We start from the raw sequence: 16,435 nt of genomic DNA on the forward strand, positions 1-16,435 counted from the left end.
TCAGGTTGTGCGGGAGCGACTCCCGAGAGTGCGAAGGTATTATTGGGGTGCCGGGTGCCGGGTGCCGGGTGCCGGGTGCCGGGTTCGGCAGGATGGGAGGCGTCGCCAGCCGATCAGCGCAATGTTGCGGACGAGCGATATTGGTGCGATGTATCGGATCTGCAAGGATCGCGGTTCGTGTCTCGAGGGAGCAGCGGGCGGGGCGCGGCCGGATGCTCGACGACGCGGCCCGGGGCCAGCCGATGGTGATGCGGTGTGGCGGGATCGATTGACCCGGTTCACAGGTGGCGCGGATCGAGCGGTTCTTGTCGGAGGTCGGCGTTACAGTCGAGGCCCTGCGAGAGGTGGCGTGGCAGAGGGCGGGGAAAGGGGGGTGATCGATGAGCTTGTCGGGGATGGCAGCTCTTCTCGGAAGACCGATCGGGCCGGGTTTGTTCGGGTTGTGCCTGGCGCCGGGTCGGCCGGCATGATCGGGCCGGGATCAACTGCGCCGCGGCAGTTCGCGTTCACCACCCGCGCCCACGTGGCGGTCGACGACGCGACCGGCGAACCGATCGGACTCGACGATGTCGACACCAGGGTGGGGTGGCTGCTCGACCTGATTGCGGCGGCCGGCACCGAGTTGGTGGCGCGGTTGTGGCAGCCGGTCACGTTCGACGTGCTCGCCGCCGGACGGGACCACCAGGACCGCAGGCTGCCCGCACAGGGTCACGTCGCCGCGGCCCGCCTCGGCTGGAACCCGACCTACCCGCACGGGGTGTATGTGCCCTCGCGCGTGACGCGGGTGGTGACCGCGCAGGTGATGGCGACCCTGCGAACCGTTGCCTATCGGGACGCTGCGATCACGGCACTGTCTGCGCAGTTCGACCCGGCCACCGGTCGTCTGACCACACCCACCTCCGCCGCCGACTTTGTGCCACCGGGCTTCGCCCGGGGAGTGCAACGCCAGCTCATCGCACACTTTCACCGCACCGACGGGGCACAGTCGATTCGGTTGCGGATCACCGACGTTCAGCGACCACCGCAGACGAGCGCGATGGCCCGGCTCTCGGCCGCCGATCGGGAGCTCGCGCAGATCACCGCGACAGGCGGTGAGCTGGTGTTGACGGTGAAGCTGCCGACCTGCCCGGCCCCGGCGGGGCGGGCGCAGTGGCGGCGGGTCCGGCTGACCGCCGCGATCCCCGCGCACCTGCACGGTCGGGCGATCACCGACTGGCATCTGCCGACCCTGGTCCTCGACCACCGGGGTCTGTTGTGGCGGTGCGCGGCGACCGAACTCGTCCCCACCGACGACGACCTGAGATCACCGGCCGTCGCTGTCGGGGTGGACTGGTCCCCGTCCACGCTCGGTGCCGCCGCCATCACCACCGAAACCCCGGAGGGGCTGGTGTCTTATTACCGGGGCTGGACGTACGACGACCGCGGCCTCGGGATCAAACTGGCGCGCCTGCAGGCCGAGGGGCAGCTGCTGCACGGCAAAGCAGCCCGGTTGACCCGACTGGCCGCCACCGCCGAACCCGAGGTCCGCGCCCGGCTGGAGGAAAAGATCGCCATCCTCAACGGGCACCGCGACGCGGTCGGCGCCAAACGGGGGAAGATCAACCGGGAACTGGCCTTTCACTTCGGCCGTCAGGTCACCGATTACGCCACCGCCGCCCAGGCGCAGGTGATCGCGGTCGAAGACCTCACCACCCTCGAGACCCGCGGGCACGGTCGGGTCAACAACAACCGGGCCGCGCAGTCCGCCCGCCGTAAAGCGGTCACCGCCCTCGCACACGCCGCCGCCGGTGTCGGTGTGACGGTGGTCTCGGTACCGGCACGCGGATCCTCCGCACTGTGTCCGGGCTGCGACGAACCACTGGCACGCCCCGGCGGCTATCACACCGCATGGTGCCCGGGATGCCGTCTCGGCGGCAACCGCGACCACATCGCCGGGGTGAACCTGGCCAAACGAGCCCTGCTCGGCAAAGGCAAAGTGACCCGTCGGCGGGGTCAGCTACCCGCGATCCGGGTCGCCGAGCACGCACCGGTCCGCAAGTCCCGGGACAAGACCAGTCCCACCCCGAGCCGGCCGCGGCATCGCCGGGTCCGCCGCAGCCTGCCCACCGTGACACCGCGGTTGGGGGTGACTCCGGAACAGCATGTTCCTGCACCTCGAGCGTCGGTGTGGGACACGGTCAAACCCACACCACCGCACGGTGATACGGGTAGCCGTGACACACGTACATTTCAACCATCAGCCACACCAGTGGCAGAGAGTATGAGATCTACGTAGTCGCTACCAGATCTTGACGCGCTCCTCCGGATCGAGGTACAGCGCGTCACCGGGCTGGACGTCGAACGCGTCGTGGAACGTGTCGAGGTTACGGATCACGCCGTTGCAGCGGAACTCCGGCGGCGAGTGCGGGTCGACGGCGAGCCGGCGGAGCGCCTCCGCGTCCCGGGCCTTGGTGCGCCACACCTGCGCCCAGCCGAAGAACACCCGCTGGAGGCCGGTGAGACCGTCGAGAACCTCGGGGTCGGACCCGTCCGTGGCGATCCGATACGCCGCGATGGCGATGGACAGGCCACCGAGGTCGCCGATGTTCTCACCGATGGTGAACTCACCGTTCACGCTGTGGCCGGGCAGCGCCTTCGGCTCGAACTCGTTGTACTGCTCGATCAGCGCCTTCGTGCGCTTGCCGAACTCGGTCCGGTCGTCGTCGGTCCACCAGTCGACCATGTTGCCGTCGCCGTCGTACTTGGCACCCTGATCGTCGAAGCCGTGGCCGATCTCGTGACCGATGACGGCACCGATTCCACCGTAGTTGGCGGCGTCGTCGGCCGCGGCGTCGAAGAACGGCGGCTGCAGAATGGCTGCGGGAAAGACGATTTCGTTCATGCCCGGGTTGTAGTAGGCGTTGACCGTCTGCGGTGTCATGAACCACTCGTCGCGGTCGACGGGGCCACCGAGCTTCGCGAGGTCGCGGTCGTACTCCGCCGCGTAGCCGCTGCGGTAGTTGCCGACCAGGTCGTCGCGGGAGATGGTGACGGCGGAGTAGTCGCGCCACTTGTCGGGGTAGCCGATCTTGGGCGTGAACTTCTCCAGCTTGCGCAACGCGGCCTGCCGCGTCTCGGGGCTCATCCAGTCCAGGTCGGAGATGTTGCGCCGGTACGCCTCCTGCAGGTTGGCGACGAGTTCCTGCATGCGGGCCTTCGCGTCCGCCGGGAAGTGGCGTTCGACGTAGAGCTTGCCGACGGCCTCGCCCAGCAGATCCTGCACCAGGGACACGCCGCGCTTCCAGCGGTCACGGATCTCCTCGGCGCCGGTCAGCGTCTTCCCGTAGAACGCGAAGTTCTCGTCGACCAGTGCCTGCGTGAGGTACGGGGCGCGGGAGCGGATGACGTTCCAGGTCGCCCACGCCTTCCAGTCGTCGAGGTCCTCGGACGTCCACAGCCCGGTCAGGGTGGTGAGGAAGTCGGGCTGGCGGACCACGATCTCGGCGAACTGCTCGGACGTGCCGCCGAGCGCGCCGATCCACGAAGACCAGTCCAACCCGGCGGGGAGCTGGTCGAGGGTGAGCAGGTTGTAGCTCAGCTCGGCGTCGCGGCGCTTCACGACGTCCCAATGACCTGCCGCGATCTTCGTTTCCAGGTCGAACACGCGCTGCGCGTCGTAGTCGACGCCGGCGAGGGCGAACATCTTCGCGATGTGCTTCACGTACGCCGCGCGGATCTCCGCGTGGTCGTCCTGGCGGTAGTACGACTCGTCGGGCAGGCCGATGCCCGACTGGCTGAAGTGGACGAGGTAGCGCTCGGAATTCTTGGCGTCCGTGTCGACGTAGTGACCGACGGCTCCGCCGACTCCCGTGCACTGCTGGCGGCCGATGACGGCGGCGAGCGCGGAGAGGTCGGCGGCCGAGGCCACGTCGGCGAGTTCCCCGGCGATCGGTGCGAGCCCCGCGGCCTCGACGACGTCCGCGTCCATGAAGCTGCCGTACAGGTCGCCGATGCGCTGCGCGTCGGTCCCCGGTACCGCGCCGGAGCCGGCCGCCTCCTCGATGATGGTCTGGACGTCGACCTCGGCCTTGTCGTACAGCGTGCGGAACGCGCCGTCGATCGCCCGGTCCGCGGGAATCTCGTAGTCGTCGATCCACTTGCCGTTCACGTGAACGAAGAGGTCGTCCTGGGCGCGGGTGTCGTTGTCGAGGTGAGTGAGGTCGATGCCGGAGCGCTGAGCCGTGGTCATGCGTTCCATCCTTACACCGTTACTCGGGGAGCGGTCCACCACTGCGCTCAGGGCGAAACAGACGACCGGGGATCGATCAGACGTCGATGCCGAGGTTGATCGCCGCGAGGTAGCCGTCCGACTGCGTGACGACGGTCATCAGGCCGGCGTCGTCGTAGATGCCGTCCGTGGCGTTGGTCACGTTGTTCTCCCGTCCAGTGTGGTCCGAGTACGGCGCGGTCGCGTACACCTCGTCGAGCAGGGCCTCGTCGAAGAACAGCTGGGTGGTGAGCACCGTCTTCTTGTCGATGTGCACCTTGAGATGGATGTGCGTGGTCCGGCCGGTGTACCAGCCGGGGAAGATGGTGGTGAACTGGGCGATGCCGTTCGCGTCCGTGGTCTGGGCTCCGCGCAGGTAGGTGCCGTCGTCCGTGGTGGTGGCCTCGCTGTCGCCGACGCTGTAGGACCCGTCGGACGTCTCACCCGAACCGCCGGACATGTCGCCACCGGGACCACCGGCCGGGGGCTGGCCGCCGCCACCCGGTCCGCCAGCCGGCGGCGCGCCTGCGGGGGCACCGTTGCCGCTGAGGTCCGCGGCCTTGGAACCCGACTCGAAGCCGGAGTACACGCCGCCCGCGTCGCAGTGCCAGATCTCCACGACGGCGTTGCTCACCACCGCAGCGGAGCCGTCCGCGGAACAGTTCGTCAGATCCTGCACGCGCAGTGCGAGCTGCAGGTTCGTGCCCGGCCGGTCTTCGCGGATGTCGCTGCGGATGGAGTCGACGTCGAACCAGTACGGTCCCTGCGTCTCCTCGACGGCCAGGACGCATTGCGGTGCCTGGTCGAGCAGGGCGGTCACCGTGTCGGCGCTCGTCGTCGCGGCACCGGATCCGGCTGCAGTCGACGTGGCCGCCGCCGACGTGCTGCTGCTTCCGTTCCCGGTGCAGGCGGCGATGAGCCCACCCAGACTCACCGTTCCACCGACCGCCAGTGCGCGGCGGCGGCTGACGCGCAGACGGCTCTTCTCGACATCCTTGTTCACAACGTGTACCTCTCCATGATCGGGCTGTGATCCGATCGTGGCGCACGAACCTGCACGCGGCGTGCCGCCCGGCTGTGAACTTGCTGGGAACTCACCCGCCGAGGCGGGCGTGCATCTCCCAGACGAGGACCTCGGCGCCGGAGTGTGAGGTGAGCTGCTGGCCGCCGGAGGCGCTCAAACGGACGGCGTCCCCCTCGTACAGGGTGCCGACGCCCTCCATCTCTGCGGTGCCCCGGGCGACGAAGACGTGGAGAAACGGCGCTTCGGGAAGCGTCACCGATGCGCCGGGGAAGAGTCGCGCGACATGCAGGGCCGCGTGCCTGTTGTTGATCCGGATCGCCGAATTGTCCTTGTATTCAGGCATTCCGGACGCAACGGGCACGAGCCCGCCCTTGAGGATCTCGTCCTCGATCTCGAGTTGTTCGTAACCCGGAGCGAGGCCGGCTTCGTCGGGTACCACCCACATCTGGACGAAATGCACCGGCTCGTGGTGCTGCTCACCGTCGAGGCGCCAGCTGTCGTTCTTCTCGGAATGCATGATGCCCTTGCCTGCGCTCATGCGTTGCGCAAGGCCGGGATAGATGATGCCGGAGTGGCCGATCGAATCCTGATGCACGAGCGAGCCGCGCAGCACCCACGTGACGATCTCCATGTCCTTGTGCGGATGCGTGTCGAATCCCTGACCGGGGAGCACGGTGTCGTCGTTGTTCACGAGGAGCAGCCCGTGGTGTGTGTTGTCGGGGTCGTAGTGCTGGCCGAAGGAGAAGGAGTGCTTCGAATCCAACCAGGAAATCCTGGTTTTCAGCCGATCGCCGGCGCGATGCACATAGACGTGAGGGGTGGTGACTGCCGGCATATCGGTCCTCCTTCGGGTGGTACCCGGTCCAGAGTACGAGGTGCCGGCTGCGGGTACTCGCGAGACGGTGTCGATTGTGCATCGAATTCGTCGCCTCCCGGCAGCGGTGGAGGACCCGCGGCGAAGACGAAATGAGGTTGCGCAGTGCGACATTGGAGTACCGAGCGCTCGTAAGACGGTGTTCGGCAACAGCTTTCACCGACGGTCGAAAATGTGTAAAAGACGGGCGTCCAGTTCGTGCCGCCGCGAATGCCCGCTTCGGCCGGGCCCGCGGCGTACAGTTCGAATGGTGCGTCCGGAAGTCGCAGGATTTCCGGCACGTCGCACCCAGCGGAAGGAGCGTGATGAAGGCGAATTCGGATCGACACGATCAGCACCTCCCCGAGCACCAGCGGATCGCAGACCTCGTCGACGACATGGAAGACCGGCTGGTGGCCGAGCGCGAGGCGAAGGGAATTGCAGGCAACGCGTCCGAGCGGAAGCAGGCGGAACAGGTCGAGCCCGACGATCAGGCTCCCGAATAGCAGCTGTGAGTACTTGTTAACCGCCCGCGGTTAACAAGTACTCACAGGGCAGGTCACTCGAAGAAGCGGTACACGGCCTCGACGACTACCGCGGGACGCTCGCTGCCCTCGAGTTCGATCTGCCCGGCGACGGTCACCTGGACGCCACCCTTGGGCAGTTCCTCGACGGACTGCAGCGTCGCGTTCAGCCGGACGCGTCCCTCGGCGGGTACGGGGTTGGTGAATCGGACCTTGTTGAGACCGTAGTTGACGGCCATGGTCACGCTGTCGACGGTCAAAACCTCGTCCCACATGGGGATGATCAGCGACAACGTGAGGTAGCCGTGTGCGATGGGCCCGCCGAACGGGCTCTCCGCCGTGGCGCGCTCGGGGTCGACGTGGATCCACTGGTGATCGTCGGTGGCGTCGGCGAACGTGTTGATCCGCTGCTGCGGGATGTCGATCCACGAGCTGGTGCCCAGCGGCTGGCCTTCGAGTGCGGCGAGGTCGGCGAGGGTGGCGACCCGGGTGGTGGTTGCGGTGGTCACGATAGGTCTCCTGGTGGTTCGGTGGGGCCGGGTCAGTGTTTGATGCCGAGGACGCGCAGCGCGTTCTGCTTGAAGATCAGCGGCGCGACCTCGGGTTTGATGTCGAGGTTCTCGAAGTCCTTGATCCAGCGGTCGACCTGGATGACGGGGAAGTCGGAGCCGAACAGCACCTTGTGCCGGAGCATGCTGTTGGCGGCCTTGACCAGCTGCGGCGGAAAGTACTTCGGCGACCACCCGGACAGGTCGATGAAGACGTTGGCCTTGTGGGTGGCGATGGAGATCTGCGCGTCGACCCACGGCACGGCCGGGTGGGCCATGATCACGGTGAGGTCGGGGAAGTCGGCCGCGACGTCGTCGAGCAGCATCGGGTCGGAGTAGCGCAGTTTGATGCCGTGTCCGCCCGGCAGGCCGGCACCGATCCCGGTCTGACCGGTGTGGAACAGGGCGGGGACCCCGGCCTCGGTGATGGCCTCGTAGAGCGGGTAGAACCGCCGGTCGTTCGGTTCGAAGCCCTGCATGCTGGGGTGGAACTTGAACCCCTTCACGCCGTAGTCGTCGACGAGTCGGTGGACGCGCCGCACGGCGGCCTTGCCCTGCCAGGGGTCGACGGATCCGAACGGGATCAGGACGTCGTTGTGGCGGGCCGCGCCCTCGGCGATTTCCTCGACCGAGTTGGTGGGGTGTCCGCTGGCCGAGGCCGCGTCGACGGTGAACACGACCGCGGCCATGTTGCGGGAGCGGTAGTGGTCGGCGATCGCGTCGATGGACGGGGTGCGTTCCTCGCCGGACTTGAAGTACTTCTCCGAGGCGGCCATCAGTTCGTCGTCGAGGGACCGGTGGCCGCAGCCGTCGATCTCGACGTGGGTATGGATGTCGATGGCGTCGATCTTGTCGAAGTCGATGCCGTACTCGTAGCGGCTCACTTCGCCATCAGCTCCTCGGGGAACTCCTCGCCGACGGACTGCACGGACTCGCCGAACGCGGCCGTCCACTGGGCGGCGATGTCGTCGGCCGACCAGCCACCGTCGTGGTACTCGACCGCGGTCAGGTCGGGGTGCGACCACAGCGCGAGGCGGTCGCCACCGACGGCGAAGGCCTGCCCGGTGATCGCGGCTGCCGCGTCGGACGCGAGGAACGAGATGATGCCTGCGGCATCCTCGGGGGTGCCCATCCCCACCTCACGGCGGATGGTGTCGGGCAGCGGCTCGCCGTTCTTCATGCCCTCGATGTAGGGGGCGAGGAACGGGACGGTCTCGGTCATCGCGGTCGCGGCGACGGGGCAGACGGCGTTGGCGGTGATGCCCGCGCGCTGCAGTTCCAGCGCCCAGGTGCGGACCATGCCGACGATGCCGGACTTGGCGCCCGAGTAGTTGGTCTGCCCGAAGTTGCCGCGCTGGCCGGCGGGGGAGCCGATGCAGATGATGCGACCGCCGTCGCCCTGCTCGCGGAAGCGCAGGACGGCTTCGCGGACGCACGTGAACGTGCCGCGCAGGTGAACGCCCACCACGGCGTCGAAGTCGTCGTCGGTCATCTTCCACAGCACCTTGTCGCGGAGGATGCCGGCGTTGGTGACCATGACGTCGAGGCGTCCGAACGCGTCGACCGCGCCGGCGACCAGTTGCTGGGCGGTCTCGGTGCTGCCGACCGGGGCGACGACGGCGACGGCCCGGCCACCCGCGGCGGTGATCTCGGCGACGGCGGCGTCGGCGGTGGCCTGGTTGACGTCGTTGATCACGACCGCGGCGCCGTGCCGCACCAGGTCCTTGGCGTATGCCAGTCCGAGGCCCTGTCCGCTGCCGGTGACGACGGCGACTTTGTTGCTGAGGTCCATGTCGTGATTCTCCTAAGGTCGTGTTCGCTGAATCACACGTAATCATTGATGATTGAGAATGTCAATGATTAAGATCTGCTACTCTACCGGCAGTCATCAGAAGGGGGTCGTCGCATGGCGGAGTCGCAGGCGTTATCAGACGACATCGGGTTCCTGCTCTCGCGCGTCGGCGGAATGGTGCTGGGCGCGGTGAACAAAGCCCTCGTTCCCACGGGTCTGCGAGTGCGCTCCTATTCGGTCCTGGTCCTCGCCTGTGAACAGGCCGAGGGCGTCAACCAGCGCGGGGTGGCCGCCACCATGGGTCTCGATCCCAGTCAGATCGTGGGGCTGGTCGACGAACTCGAGGAACGCGGACTCGTCGTGCGCACCCTCGACCCCTCGGATCGCCGCAACAAACTGATCGCGGCCACCGAGGAAGGGCGCCGGCTCCGCGACGACGCCAAGGCGCGTGTCGACGCCGCTCACGGACGCTACTTCGAGGGCATCCCCGACACGGTCGTCAATCAGATGCGGGACACGTTGCAGAGCATCGCCTTTCCCACCTTCGTCGAGTAGGGCGCGATGACGGACCTTCTTGCACCGGCCCCGCCCGGCATGTCGTTTCTCGCCACGTTCGTCGTACAGGTTGCCGAGCCGGTGGAGATCGGGTCCACGCCCGAAGGCGCACGTCGCATCATCCCCATCGTCGGTGGCCGGGTCGAGGGCCCCGAGCTGCGGGGCACCGTGTTGCCGGTGGGGGCGGACTTCCAGTTGCTCAGCTCGCCCACGCTCACCGAACTCGAGGCCAAGTACGCCATCGAGACCGACGACGGCGACCGCATCTACGTCACCAACTTCGGGCTTCGCTCGGGTACCGCGGAAGACATCGCCCGGCTGGTCGACGGCGAGCCCGTCCCACCCGAGCGCATCTACTTCCGCTGCACACCACGGCTCACTGCCGCCGAGGGCCGGTGGTCGTGGCTGCGCTCGCGGATCCTCGTCGGCACCGGCGAGCGCCTTCCCGGCGAGGTGCGCCTCACGGTGTTCGTGGTGGACTGACCGGCCGTGGAAATCCGCTGGATGAAGTCGTTCGTCGCGGTCGCCGAAGAACTCAACTACGGCCGGGCGGCCGAGGTGCTGCACATCGCGCAACCGGCCGTGAGCCAGCAGGTGCAGCAACTCGAGAAGCGCCTCGGAGTGAAACTGTTCGACCGCACCACGCGATCGGTCCGGCTCACCGCGGCGGGGGAGCGCTTCCTGCAGCCGTGCAAGGACGCGCTCGCCGGGATCGATCGCGCCGTCGATGCCGCGGTGATCGCGGATCCGGCGGTCGAGGGTCGCGTCCGGGTCGGTTTCAGCGGCGCCTACGGGCAGACCGAATTGTCCTCTCTGGCACGGTCGGTGCGCCGTCGGTACCCCCTGATCGATCTCGTCCTCGACGGGGCGACGGTCAGTGGGCAGATCCTCGAACAAATCTGGGAGGGGCAACTCGACCTCGGCATCGTCTCGGACGCGGTGTCCCACCCCCATGTGCTCACGCGGCAGATCTCGGTGGAGTACCTCAGTGCGCTGCTCCCCAGCGATCACCCACTCGCCGAACGGGAGTCGATCGACCTCGCGGAACTGCGCGACGAAACGTTCGTCGCGAATCCCGCCGCTACCGGATCGACGCTCCGCCGCGATCTGCTCGCCGCGTGCCGGGATTCCGGGTTCACGCCGAACATCGTGCAGGAGACCACCGACGGTATCGTGCTGACCGCCCTCGTCGCGGCGGGGGTCGGTGTGGCGCTCGTGCCGGGTGACGTGCAGACGTATCCCAATCGGGTGGTGCTCGTTCCCCTCGATACCGGCCGATACGAAGTCCGGGCCGCGCTGGCCTGGTCGGACCGTCCCGTGTCGCCCGTCGTGCAGACGGTTCTCGACCTCGCCGCCGAGGTGCTGCCGTCGCCGGACGCCGTCCCCGACGTTCAATAACGATCGCTTATCAATCGGTGCCGATACTGCTCTTGGACGGTGATCGGTTTCTTTGGCAGAGTCTCCCCCGGCGGCAGCGGATGTGACCTGGACAACTCCGATCCCCGGTGCCGCACCCGCCTCGAGGCCTCTCCGAACTCCCGGATGCCCTTCACATTCAGGTAGGAACCACATGACTTCCACATTCGACGGCCGCGCCGTACGCGCCGACACGAGCGTCCGCTCGCCCCACGCGCGCCGGGCAGCCCTGGCCTCCTTCGTGGGCAGCACACTCGAGTACTACGACTTCTTCATCTACGCATCCTTCTCCGCGCTCGCGTTCAACACCCTGTTCTTCCCGGATCTCGGTTCGTTCTGGGGCACCATCGTGTCGATGGCGACCATCGGGATCGGTTACGTTGTCCGACCTCTCGCGGCCCTCGTCTTCGGGCACTTCGGGGACACGCTCGGCCGTAAGCGGATGCTGGTGGTGACGCTCGTGATGATGGGCGTGGCCACGTCGCTCATCGGCTGCCTGCCGACGTACGGGGCGATCGGCGTCGCGGCGCCGATCCTGCTGGTACTGCTCCGGGCCGTCCAGGGTGCGTCGGCGGCGGGCGAGTCGGCGGGAGCCGCGTCCCTGGCGCTCGAACACGCACCCGCCCATCGCCGGGCGCTCGCGGCCAGCTGGGTGAACACCGGCGCCGCCGCGGGAATGCTGCTGGCATCGCTGGTCGTCCTCGTGTTCTCCGGACTGCCCGAGGACGCCTTCCTCAGCTGGGGATGGCGTATCCCGTTCCTGCTCAGCCTCTTCGTCGCACTCGCCGGGCTCGTGATCCGCCGGATGCTGCCCGAGAGCGAGGTGTTCGAGGAGGCCGTGTCGAGCGACGAGCCCAAGGAGATGCCGGCGAAGGTAATCTTCCGCGACCACTGGCCGAGCGTGCTGCGGGTCGTGGGTTGCGGACTGTTCGCGGTGGTGTCCACCATCTTCAGCGCCTTCGCCCTGTCGTGGGGCACCCACGAGGCCGGTGTGTCCCGGACCGTCATGGTCGGCGCGACCGTGCTCACCGCCGCACTCGCGCTCGTGGCCCAGCCCGCCGCGGGGATCCTCGCCGACCGGATCGGACGCAAGCCGATCTTCATCACCGGCAACCTCGTCTGCGCGGTCGCCATCTCCGGATTCTTCTGGGCGGTCAGCCAGCGTTCGACGGCCCTGATCCTGATCACGGCGTGCGTCGTGATGGTGGCCGGCTACTCGCTCGTCAACGCCGTCGGTCCCGCGCTGTACGCCGAAATGTTCGAGACGCGCATCCGGTATTCGGGGATGGCGATCTCGGGGCAGCTGGCGCTGGTGGCCACCGGATTCGCCCCACCATCGCCGCGGCCCTCGTCCGGCCCGGACCGAACGGCTGGATACCGGTGGCCGTGTTCACCGCGTGCTGCTGCCTGGTCAGTGCACTCACCACGCTCACGGTCCGCGAAACCTACCGGATCAGCACCACCGACCTCGGCAAATGATCGAACTCCCGTCGAAAGTGACCGAACCTGTGAAACACGATGTACTGATCGAGAACGATGTCGAGGCGACGATGCGGGACGGGGTGGTTCTGCGCTCGACCGTGTACCGCCCGGCCGGATCCGGACGCTTCCCGGTTCTGCTCACCCGCACCCCGTACGGCCGCGACCTGTCCGTCAACTCGGGATACCTCAACCCCACCACAGTCGCGGCCGCCGGATTCGTCGTGATCATGCAGGACGTCCGCGGCAGGTTCGGTTCGGACGGCGAGTTCGTACCGTCCGAGAACGAAGGTCCGGACGGCTACGACACGGTGCAGTGGGCCGCCGCACTGCCCTACTCGACCGGCGCCGTGGGCATGTGGGGACGGTCGTACTTCGCCGAAACCCAGTGGCGTGCAGCCCAGGAGAAGCCGCCCGCCCTGCGCGGCATCGCCCCGGGCATCTCCGCCGGCGGCAATGCGCGGTCCGGTGGGCTCGTGCGCGGCGGCGCGGTGGAATTCGGTGCCCGGCTCGGGTGGGGGCACCTGTCGGCCGGACCGGCCGAGATCGCGAGACTCTCCGGGACCGATCCCGCACGCGCGGAGGGTGAATGGAAGTCGTGGGCGCGGATCGATCGGGCGATGTCCGAGGACGCGTTCTTCGACACCCTGCCCGTCCGCGACATGGCCGTCGACGCCCCGGCGTTCTTCGCGTCGCCGATCGTCGAATCGCTCGGATTCCCGATCGATCACCCCACCCGGGACCTGTGGGACAGCGCCAGCGACCGGGCCGTCGACCTTCCCTCACTGCACATCGGCGGGTGGTACGACATCTTCGTGAACAGCACCCTCGACCAGTACTTCGGCCAACTGGCACAAAGTGATTCCGGGGCGGCCCCCGCGCCGTACCTGATCGTGGGCCCCTGGAGTCACACCAACTTCTCCGGGCTCGGTGGGTCGGTCGTGTTCGGCAGTCCCGCGAACCAGGCGGTGCTCGACTCGGGTCAGGACCTGTCGTCGGTTCACGCGCAGTGGTACGCGTCGGTGCTCGGCGACGAGGAACCCGCCATGCCCCGGGTCCGGATCTTCGTGATGGGTGAGAACCGGTGGCGGACGTACGACCGTTTCCCGGAACCCGCGCGGACGGCCGAACTCTTCCTCGCTCCCGGCGGAACCCTCGGCGCGGACCCCGAGGTGACCGAAGGACGTTTCGAATACGACTACGACCCGGCGGATCCTGTGCCGACGGTCGGTGGGGCGACCATGATGCCCGGAACGTTCGCGCCCGGCGCATTGGAACAGAGCCGCGTCGAATCCCGCGACGACGTCCTCGTGTTCACCGGTGCCGCACTCACCGAGCCGTTGACCGTGATCGGCCGAGTGTCCGCGACACTGTTCGCGTCGTCCAGCGCGGTCGACACCGATTTCGTCGTGAGACTGTGCCGGGTGACCGCGGACGGCACGTCGATCACGCTCACCGACGGCATGGTGCGGGCCCGCTACCGCGACTCCTACCGGACCCCCGGGACGTACACGTCCACCGAACCGAGCCTGCTCGTGCCCGGGGAGGTGTACGAGTACGCGATCGACCTGTGGTCCACGGCCGTCACCTTCCAGCCGGGTGAGCGGATCCGGGTCCAGGTGACGTCCAGCAACCATCCCCGCTGGGACCGCAACCTCAACACGGGCGAATCCGCCTTCGGCTCCGCAGAGTTCGTGGTGGCGCACCAGACCGTGCATACGGGACCGCGTTACCCCAGTCGCGTGTTGCTCTCCGTGGTGCGCTGACGCGCCTGTGAGTACTTGTCAACCGCCCGCGGTTAACAAGTACTCACGGCTCGTACTGGATGTATCGACGCACGTCGCGCGCCCGCTCCGCTCCGGCGAAGCGGGCGACGAGGTGCAGTGCCATGTCGATACCCGCGGAGACACCGGCCGAGGTGATCACGTCGCCGTCGTCGACGAACCGATCGTCCGGCCGCACGTCGATGGTGGGGTCGATCTCCGCCAGCAATGCCAGTGACGCCCAATGCGTCGTAGCCGGCCTGCCTTTCAGCAGGCCGGCTTTCGCGTAGACCAGGGAACCCGTGCACACGCTGGTCATCAACGGAACGTCGGCGCGCTGCCGACGCACCCAGTCGAGATGGGCGTCGTCGAGCAGTTGTGGCCGCGTGCCCTGACCGCCGGGATGGATCAGCACGTCGAGCGGCGGCGCGTCGGCGTGGGAATGATGAGCGCCCAGGACGAGGCCCTTGGCGCACTGCACACTTCCGCCCGACGCGGAGAGGCAGGACACCGCGTATCCGTCGTCGGGGTACATGCGCGTCCACGCGGACAGCACCTCCCACGGTCCGACGGCGTCCAACTCCTCGACGTCGTCGAACAACACGATCCCGATGTGCTTCACCCCGAAATGCTACCGCCCGTGAGTACTTGTCAACCGCCCGCGGTTAACAAGTACTCACGGGCGGAGGTTCGCAGGTCGGGTTTGCGGATCTTGCCGGTGGCGGTGCGGGGGAGTGCCTCCGCGATCTGGATGAACGTGGGAATCTTGAACCCCGCGAGCTTTTCTCGCAGCCGGGCACGCACCGTCTCCCCGTCGAGTACCGTGCCGTCGGCGGCGACGACGAAGGCCATACCGGTCTCACCCCACTTCTCGTGGGGGACGCCGATCACCGCCGCCTCCCGGATGCCCTCCAGTCTCAGCAGCGCGGCCTCGACCTCGGCGGGGTAGACGTTCTCGCCGCCCGAGATGTACATGTCCTTGTAGCGGTCGCAGATGAAGAGGAAGCCTTCGTCGTCGAAGTATCCGGCGTCGCCGGTGTGCAGCCAGCCGTCGACGATCGTGCGGGCAGTCGCCTCGGGCTGATTCAGGTAGCCGAGCATCACGTTCGGGCCCTTGGCGACGATCTCGCCGATCTCGTTCGGTTCGGCGCTCGACCCGTCCGGGCGGACGACGTCGACGTCGGTGAAGAACGTCCGCTTGCCGGCGGAACCGATCTTGTCGCGCACGTCCGCACTCGACAGCATGGTCACCGACGGCGCGGTTTCAGTCAGGCCGTACGCCTGCGCGATCGCGACGCCGCGCTCCTGCCACGGGGAGATCAACGCTTCGGGCAGCGGAGCCCCCGCGACGCAGATGGCCCGCAGGCTGGACAGGTCGGCGTCCGCGAATCGGGGGTGGTGCCAGAGTTCCTGGATCATGGTGGGGACGGCGAAGAACGTGGTGATGCGTTCCTTCTCGATCGTGTCGAGGACGACGCCGGCATCGAACTTGCGCAGCAGCACCACGGTGCCACCGTTGAGCAGCGTCGGTGTGACGGCGCCGCCGATCCCGCCGATGTGGAACAGTGGCGCCACCGACAGTGTGCGTTCCTTCGACGTCATGTCCTGGGCGAGAAGCTGGTTCAGTGCGTTCCACAGCATGTTGCCGTGGCTGAGCATGACGCCCTTCGGTGCGCCGGTGGTGCCCGACGAGTACATCAGCACGGACAGGTCGTCGAGGCCCACGTGCTCGTCGATGCGGGTGTCCGGCTGCCCGGCCCGCACGCCCTCGTACGTGAGGGTGGACCACGAGCCGCCCAGGCCGATCCACGTGGTGACGGGGGTGTCCGACTGCGCCAGCTCCTGCGCGACGTCGGCCTGCTGATCGCCGAAGATCACTGTGGTGCAGCGTGAATCGCCGAGCACGTAGCGCGCTTCCTCGGCGGTGAGGCGTGCGTTGAGCGGGAGATACGTGGCGCCGAGCAGCCCGGCCGCGAACATCACCTCGAGCGCCGCCGGGTCGTTGAAACCGAAGAAGCCGACGCAGTCACCCTTCTCGACGCCGAGGGCGCGCAGACCGTGCGCGAGCCGTCGTGTCCGCAGGGCCATCTCCTCGTACGTGACGGCCTGTCCGTCGAAGACGAGCGCCTCGTTCTTCGGTGTCATGGTGATGCGGCGCTCGAGCCACGAGCCGATGCCTTCGTTGTCCATGGTGACTCCTCGTTGTCTTCGAAACTACTCTCGAGCTTGTGGCGG

14 protein-coding genes and 1 pseudogene are annotated in these 16,435 nt (G+C 67.7%); 7 read left to right on the top strand and 8 right to left on the bottom strand.

Going from position 1 to position 16,435, the window contains the following annotated elements:
• The first annotated feature begins 466 nt into the window (after positions 1 to 466).
• Positions 467 to 2,275, top strand: coding sequence for a zinc ribbon domain-containing protein (locus ACFVJ3_RS17800; protein ID WP_378453279.1), 1,809 nt, complete (start codon positions 467 to 469; stop codon positions 2,273 to 2,275).
• 3 nt (positions 2,276 to 2,278) lie between these two features.
• Here ACFVJ3_RS17800 and ACFVJ3_RS17805 read toward each other — a convergent pair whose 3' ends face one another.
• The 3 genes from ACFVJ3_RS17805 to ACFVJ3_RS17815 form a co-directional block, all read right to left on the bottom strand.
• Positions 2,279 to 4,228: a M13 family metallopeptidase gene (locus ACFVJ3_RS17805; protein ID WP_378453280.1), complete on the bottom strand. Its 1,950-nt coding sequence runs from the start codon at positions 4,226 to 4,228 to the stop codon at positions 2,279 to 2,281.
• A gap of 76 nt (positions 4,229 to 4,304) precedes the next feature.
• Entirely contained in the window at positions 4,305 to 5,249 is a 945-nt protein-coding gene (locus ACFVJ3_RS17810; protein WP_378453281.1) for an intradiol ring-cleavage dioxygenase, read from the bottom strand.
• Positions 5,250 to 5,340: 91 nt separating this feature from the next.
• Positions 5,341 to 6,105 (bottom strand): pirin family protein, encoded by a 765-nt coding sequence (locus ACFVJ3_RS17815; protein WP_378453282.1) that lies wholly within the window; start codon positions 6,103 to 6,105, stop codon positions 5,341 to 5,343.
• 344 nt (positions 6,106 to 6,449) lie between these two features.
• On the opposite strand from ACFVJ3_RS17815, the gene ACFVJ3_RS17820 reads away from it, so the two are divergent.
• A complete protein-coding gene (locus tag ACFVJ3_RS17820; RefSeq protein ID WP_005243850.1) occupies positions 6,450 to 6,629 on the top strand; it encodes a hypothetical protein in 180 nt (59 codons plus the stop codon).
• A gap of 53 nt (positions 6,630 to 6,682) precedes the next feature.
• Here ACFVJ3_RS17820 and couM read toward each other — a convergent pair whose 3' ends face one another.
• Genes couM through couN form a run of 3 tightly spaced genes read right to left on the bottom strand, consistent with a single transcriptional unit; the run spans position 6,683 to position 8,987 of the window.
• On the bottom strand, positions 6,683 to 7,156 hold the full coding sequence (gene couM, locus ACFVJ3_RS17825; RefSeq protein ID WP_144285422.1) for a p-hydroxycinnamoyl-CoA hydratase: 474 nt from the start codon (positions 7,154 to 7,156) through the stop codon (positions 6,683 to 6,685).
• 32 nt (positions 7,157 to 7,188) lie between these two features.
• The gene (gene couO, locus ACFVJ3_RS17830) at positions 7,189 to 8,079 is read right to left on the bottom strand and encodes a 4-hydroxyphenyl-beta-ketoacyl-CoA hydrolase (RefSeq protein ID WP_378453283.1); all 891 of its coding nucleotides are present in this window, start codon (positions 8,077 to 8,079) and stop codon (positions 7,189 to 7,191) included.
• Complete coding sequence (gene couN / locus ACFVJ3_RS17835; protein ID WP_378453284.1) at positions 8,076 to 8,987, bottom strand: 4-hydroxyphenyl-beta-hydroxyacyl-CoA dehydrogenase; 912 nt, start codon at positions 8,985 to 8,987, stop codon at positions 8,076 to 8,078. The genes couO and couN overlap by 4 nt, the downstream gene beginning before the upstream one ends.
• 114 nt (positions 8,988 to 9,101) lie before the next feature.
• Here couN and couR point away from each other — a divergent pair, with 114 nt between their 5' ends.
• The 5 genes and pseudogenes from couR to ACFVJ3_RS17860 all read left to right on the top strand — a co-directional run bounded on the left by couR (position 9,102) and on the right by ACFVJ3_RS17860 (position 14,203).
• Positions 9,102 to 9,542: a MarR family transcriptional repressor CouR gene (gene couR / locus ACFVJ3_RS17840; protein ID WP_009478157.1), complete on the top strand. Its 441-nt coding sequence runs from the start codon at positions 9,102 to 9,104 to the stop codon at positions 9,540 to 9,542.
• A 6-nt stretch (positions 9,543 to 9,548) separates the two neighbouring features.
• Positions 9,549 to 10,025: a DUF3237 domain-containing protein gene (locus ACFVJ3_RS17845; RefSeq protein WP_378453285.1), complete on the top strand. Its 477-nt coding sequence runs from the start codon at positions 9,549 to 9,551 to the stop codon at positions 10,023 to 10,025.
• A gap of 6 nt (positions 10,026 to 10,031) precedes the next feature.
• A complete protein-coding gene (locus tag ACFVJ3_RS17850) occupies positions 10,032 to 10,940 on the top strand; it encodes a LysR family transcriptional regulator (RefSeq protein ID WP_378453286.1) in 909 nt (302 codons plus the stop codon).
• Between the two features lie 172 nt (positions 10,941 to 11,112).
• Positions 11,113 to 12,219 (top strand): annotated as a pseudogene (locus tag ACFVJ3_RS17855) (MFS transporter); the annotation flags it as partial.
• A 214-nt stretch (positions 12,220 to 12,433) separates the two neighbouring features.
• On the top strand, positions 12,434 to 14,203 hold the full coding sequence (locus tag ACFVJ3_RS17860; protein ID WP_378453287.1) for a CocE/NonD family hydrolase: 1,770 nt from the start codon (positions 12,434 to 12,436) through the stop codon (positions 14,201 to 14,203).
• 43 nt (positions 14,204 to 14,246) lie between these two features.
• Here ACFVJ3_RS17860 and ACFVJ3_RS17865 read toward each other — a convergent pair whose 3' ends face one another.
• Together ACFVJ3_RS17865 and couL are read right to left on the bottom strand one after the other, a co-directional pair.
• The gene (locus ACFVJ3_RS17865) at positions 14,247 to 14,822 is read right to left on the bottom strand and encodes a DJ-1/PfpI family protein (protein ID WP_378453288.1); all 576 of its coding nucleotides are present in this window, start codon (positions 14,820 to 14,822) and stop codon (positions 14,247 to 14,249) included.
• Positions 14,823 to 14,851: 29 nt separating this feature from the next.
• Entirely contained in the window at positions 14,852 to 16,390 is a 1,539-nt protein-coding gene (gene couL, locus ACFVJ3_RS17870) for a p-hydroxycinnamoyl-CoA synthetase (protein ID WP_378453289.1), read from the bottom strand.
• Positions 16,391 to 16,435 lie beyond the last annotated feature (45 nt).

Source organism: Rhodococcus sp. NPDC127593 (genome assembly GCF_042671975.1).
Lineage (GTDB): Bacteria > Actinomycetota > Actinomycetes > Mycobacteriales > Mycobacteriaceae > Rhodococcus_F.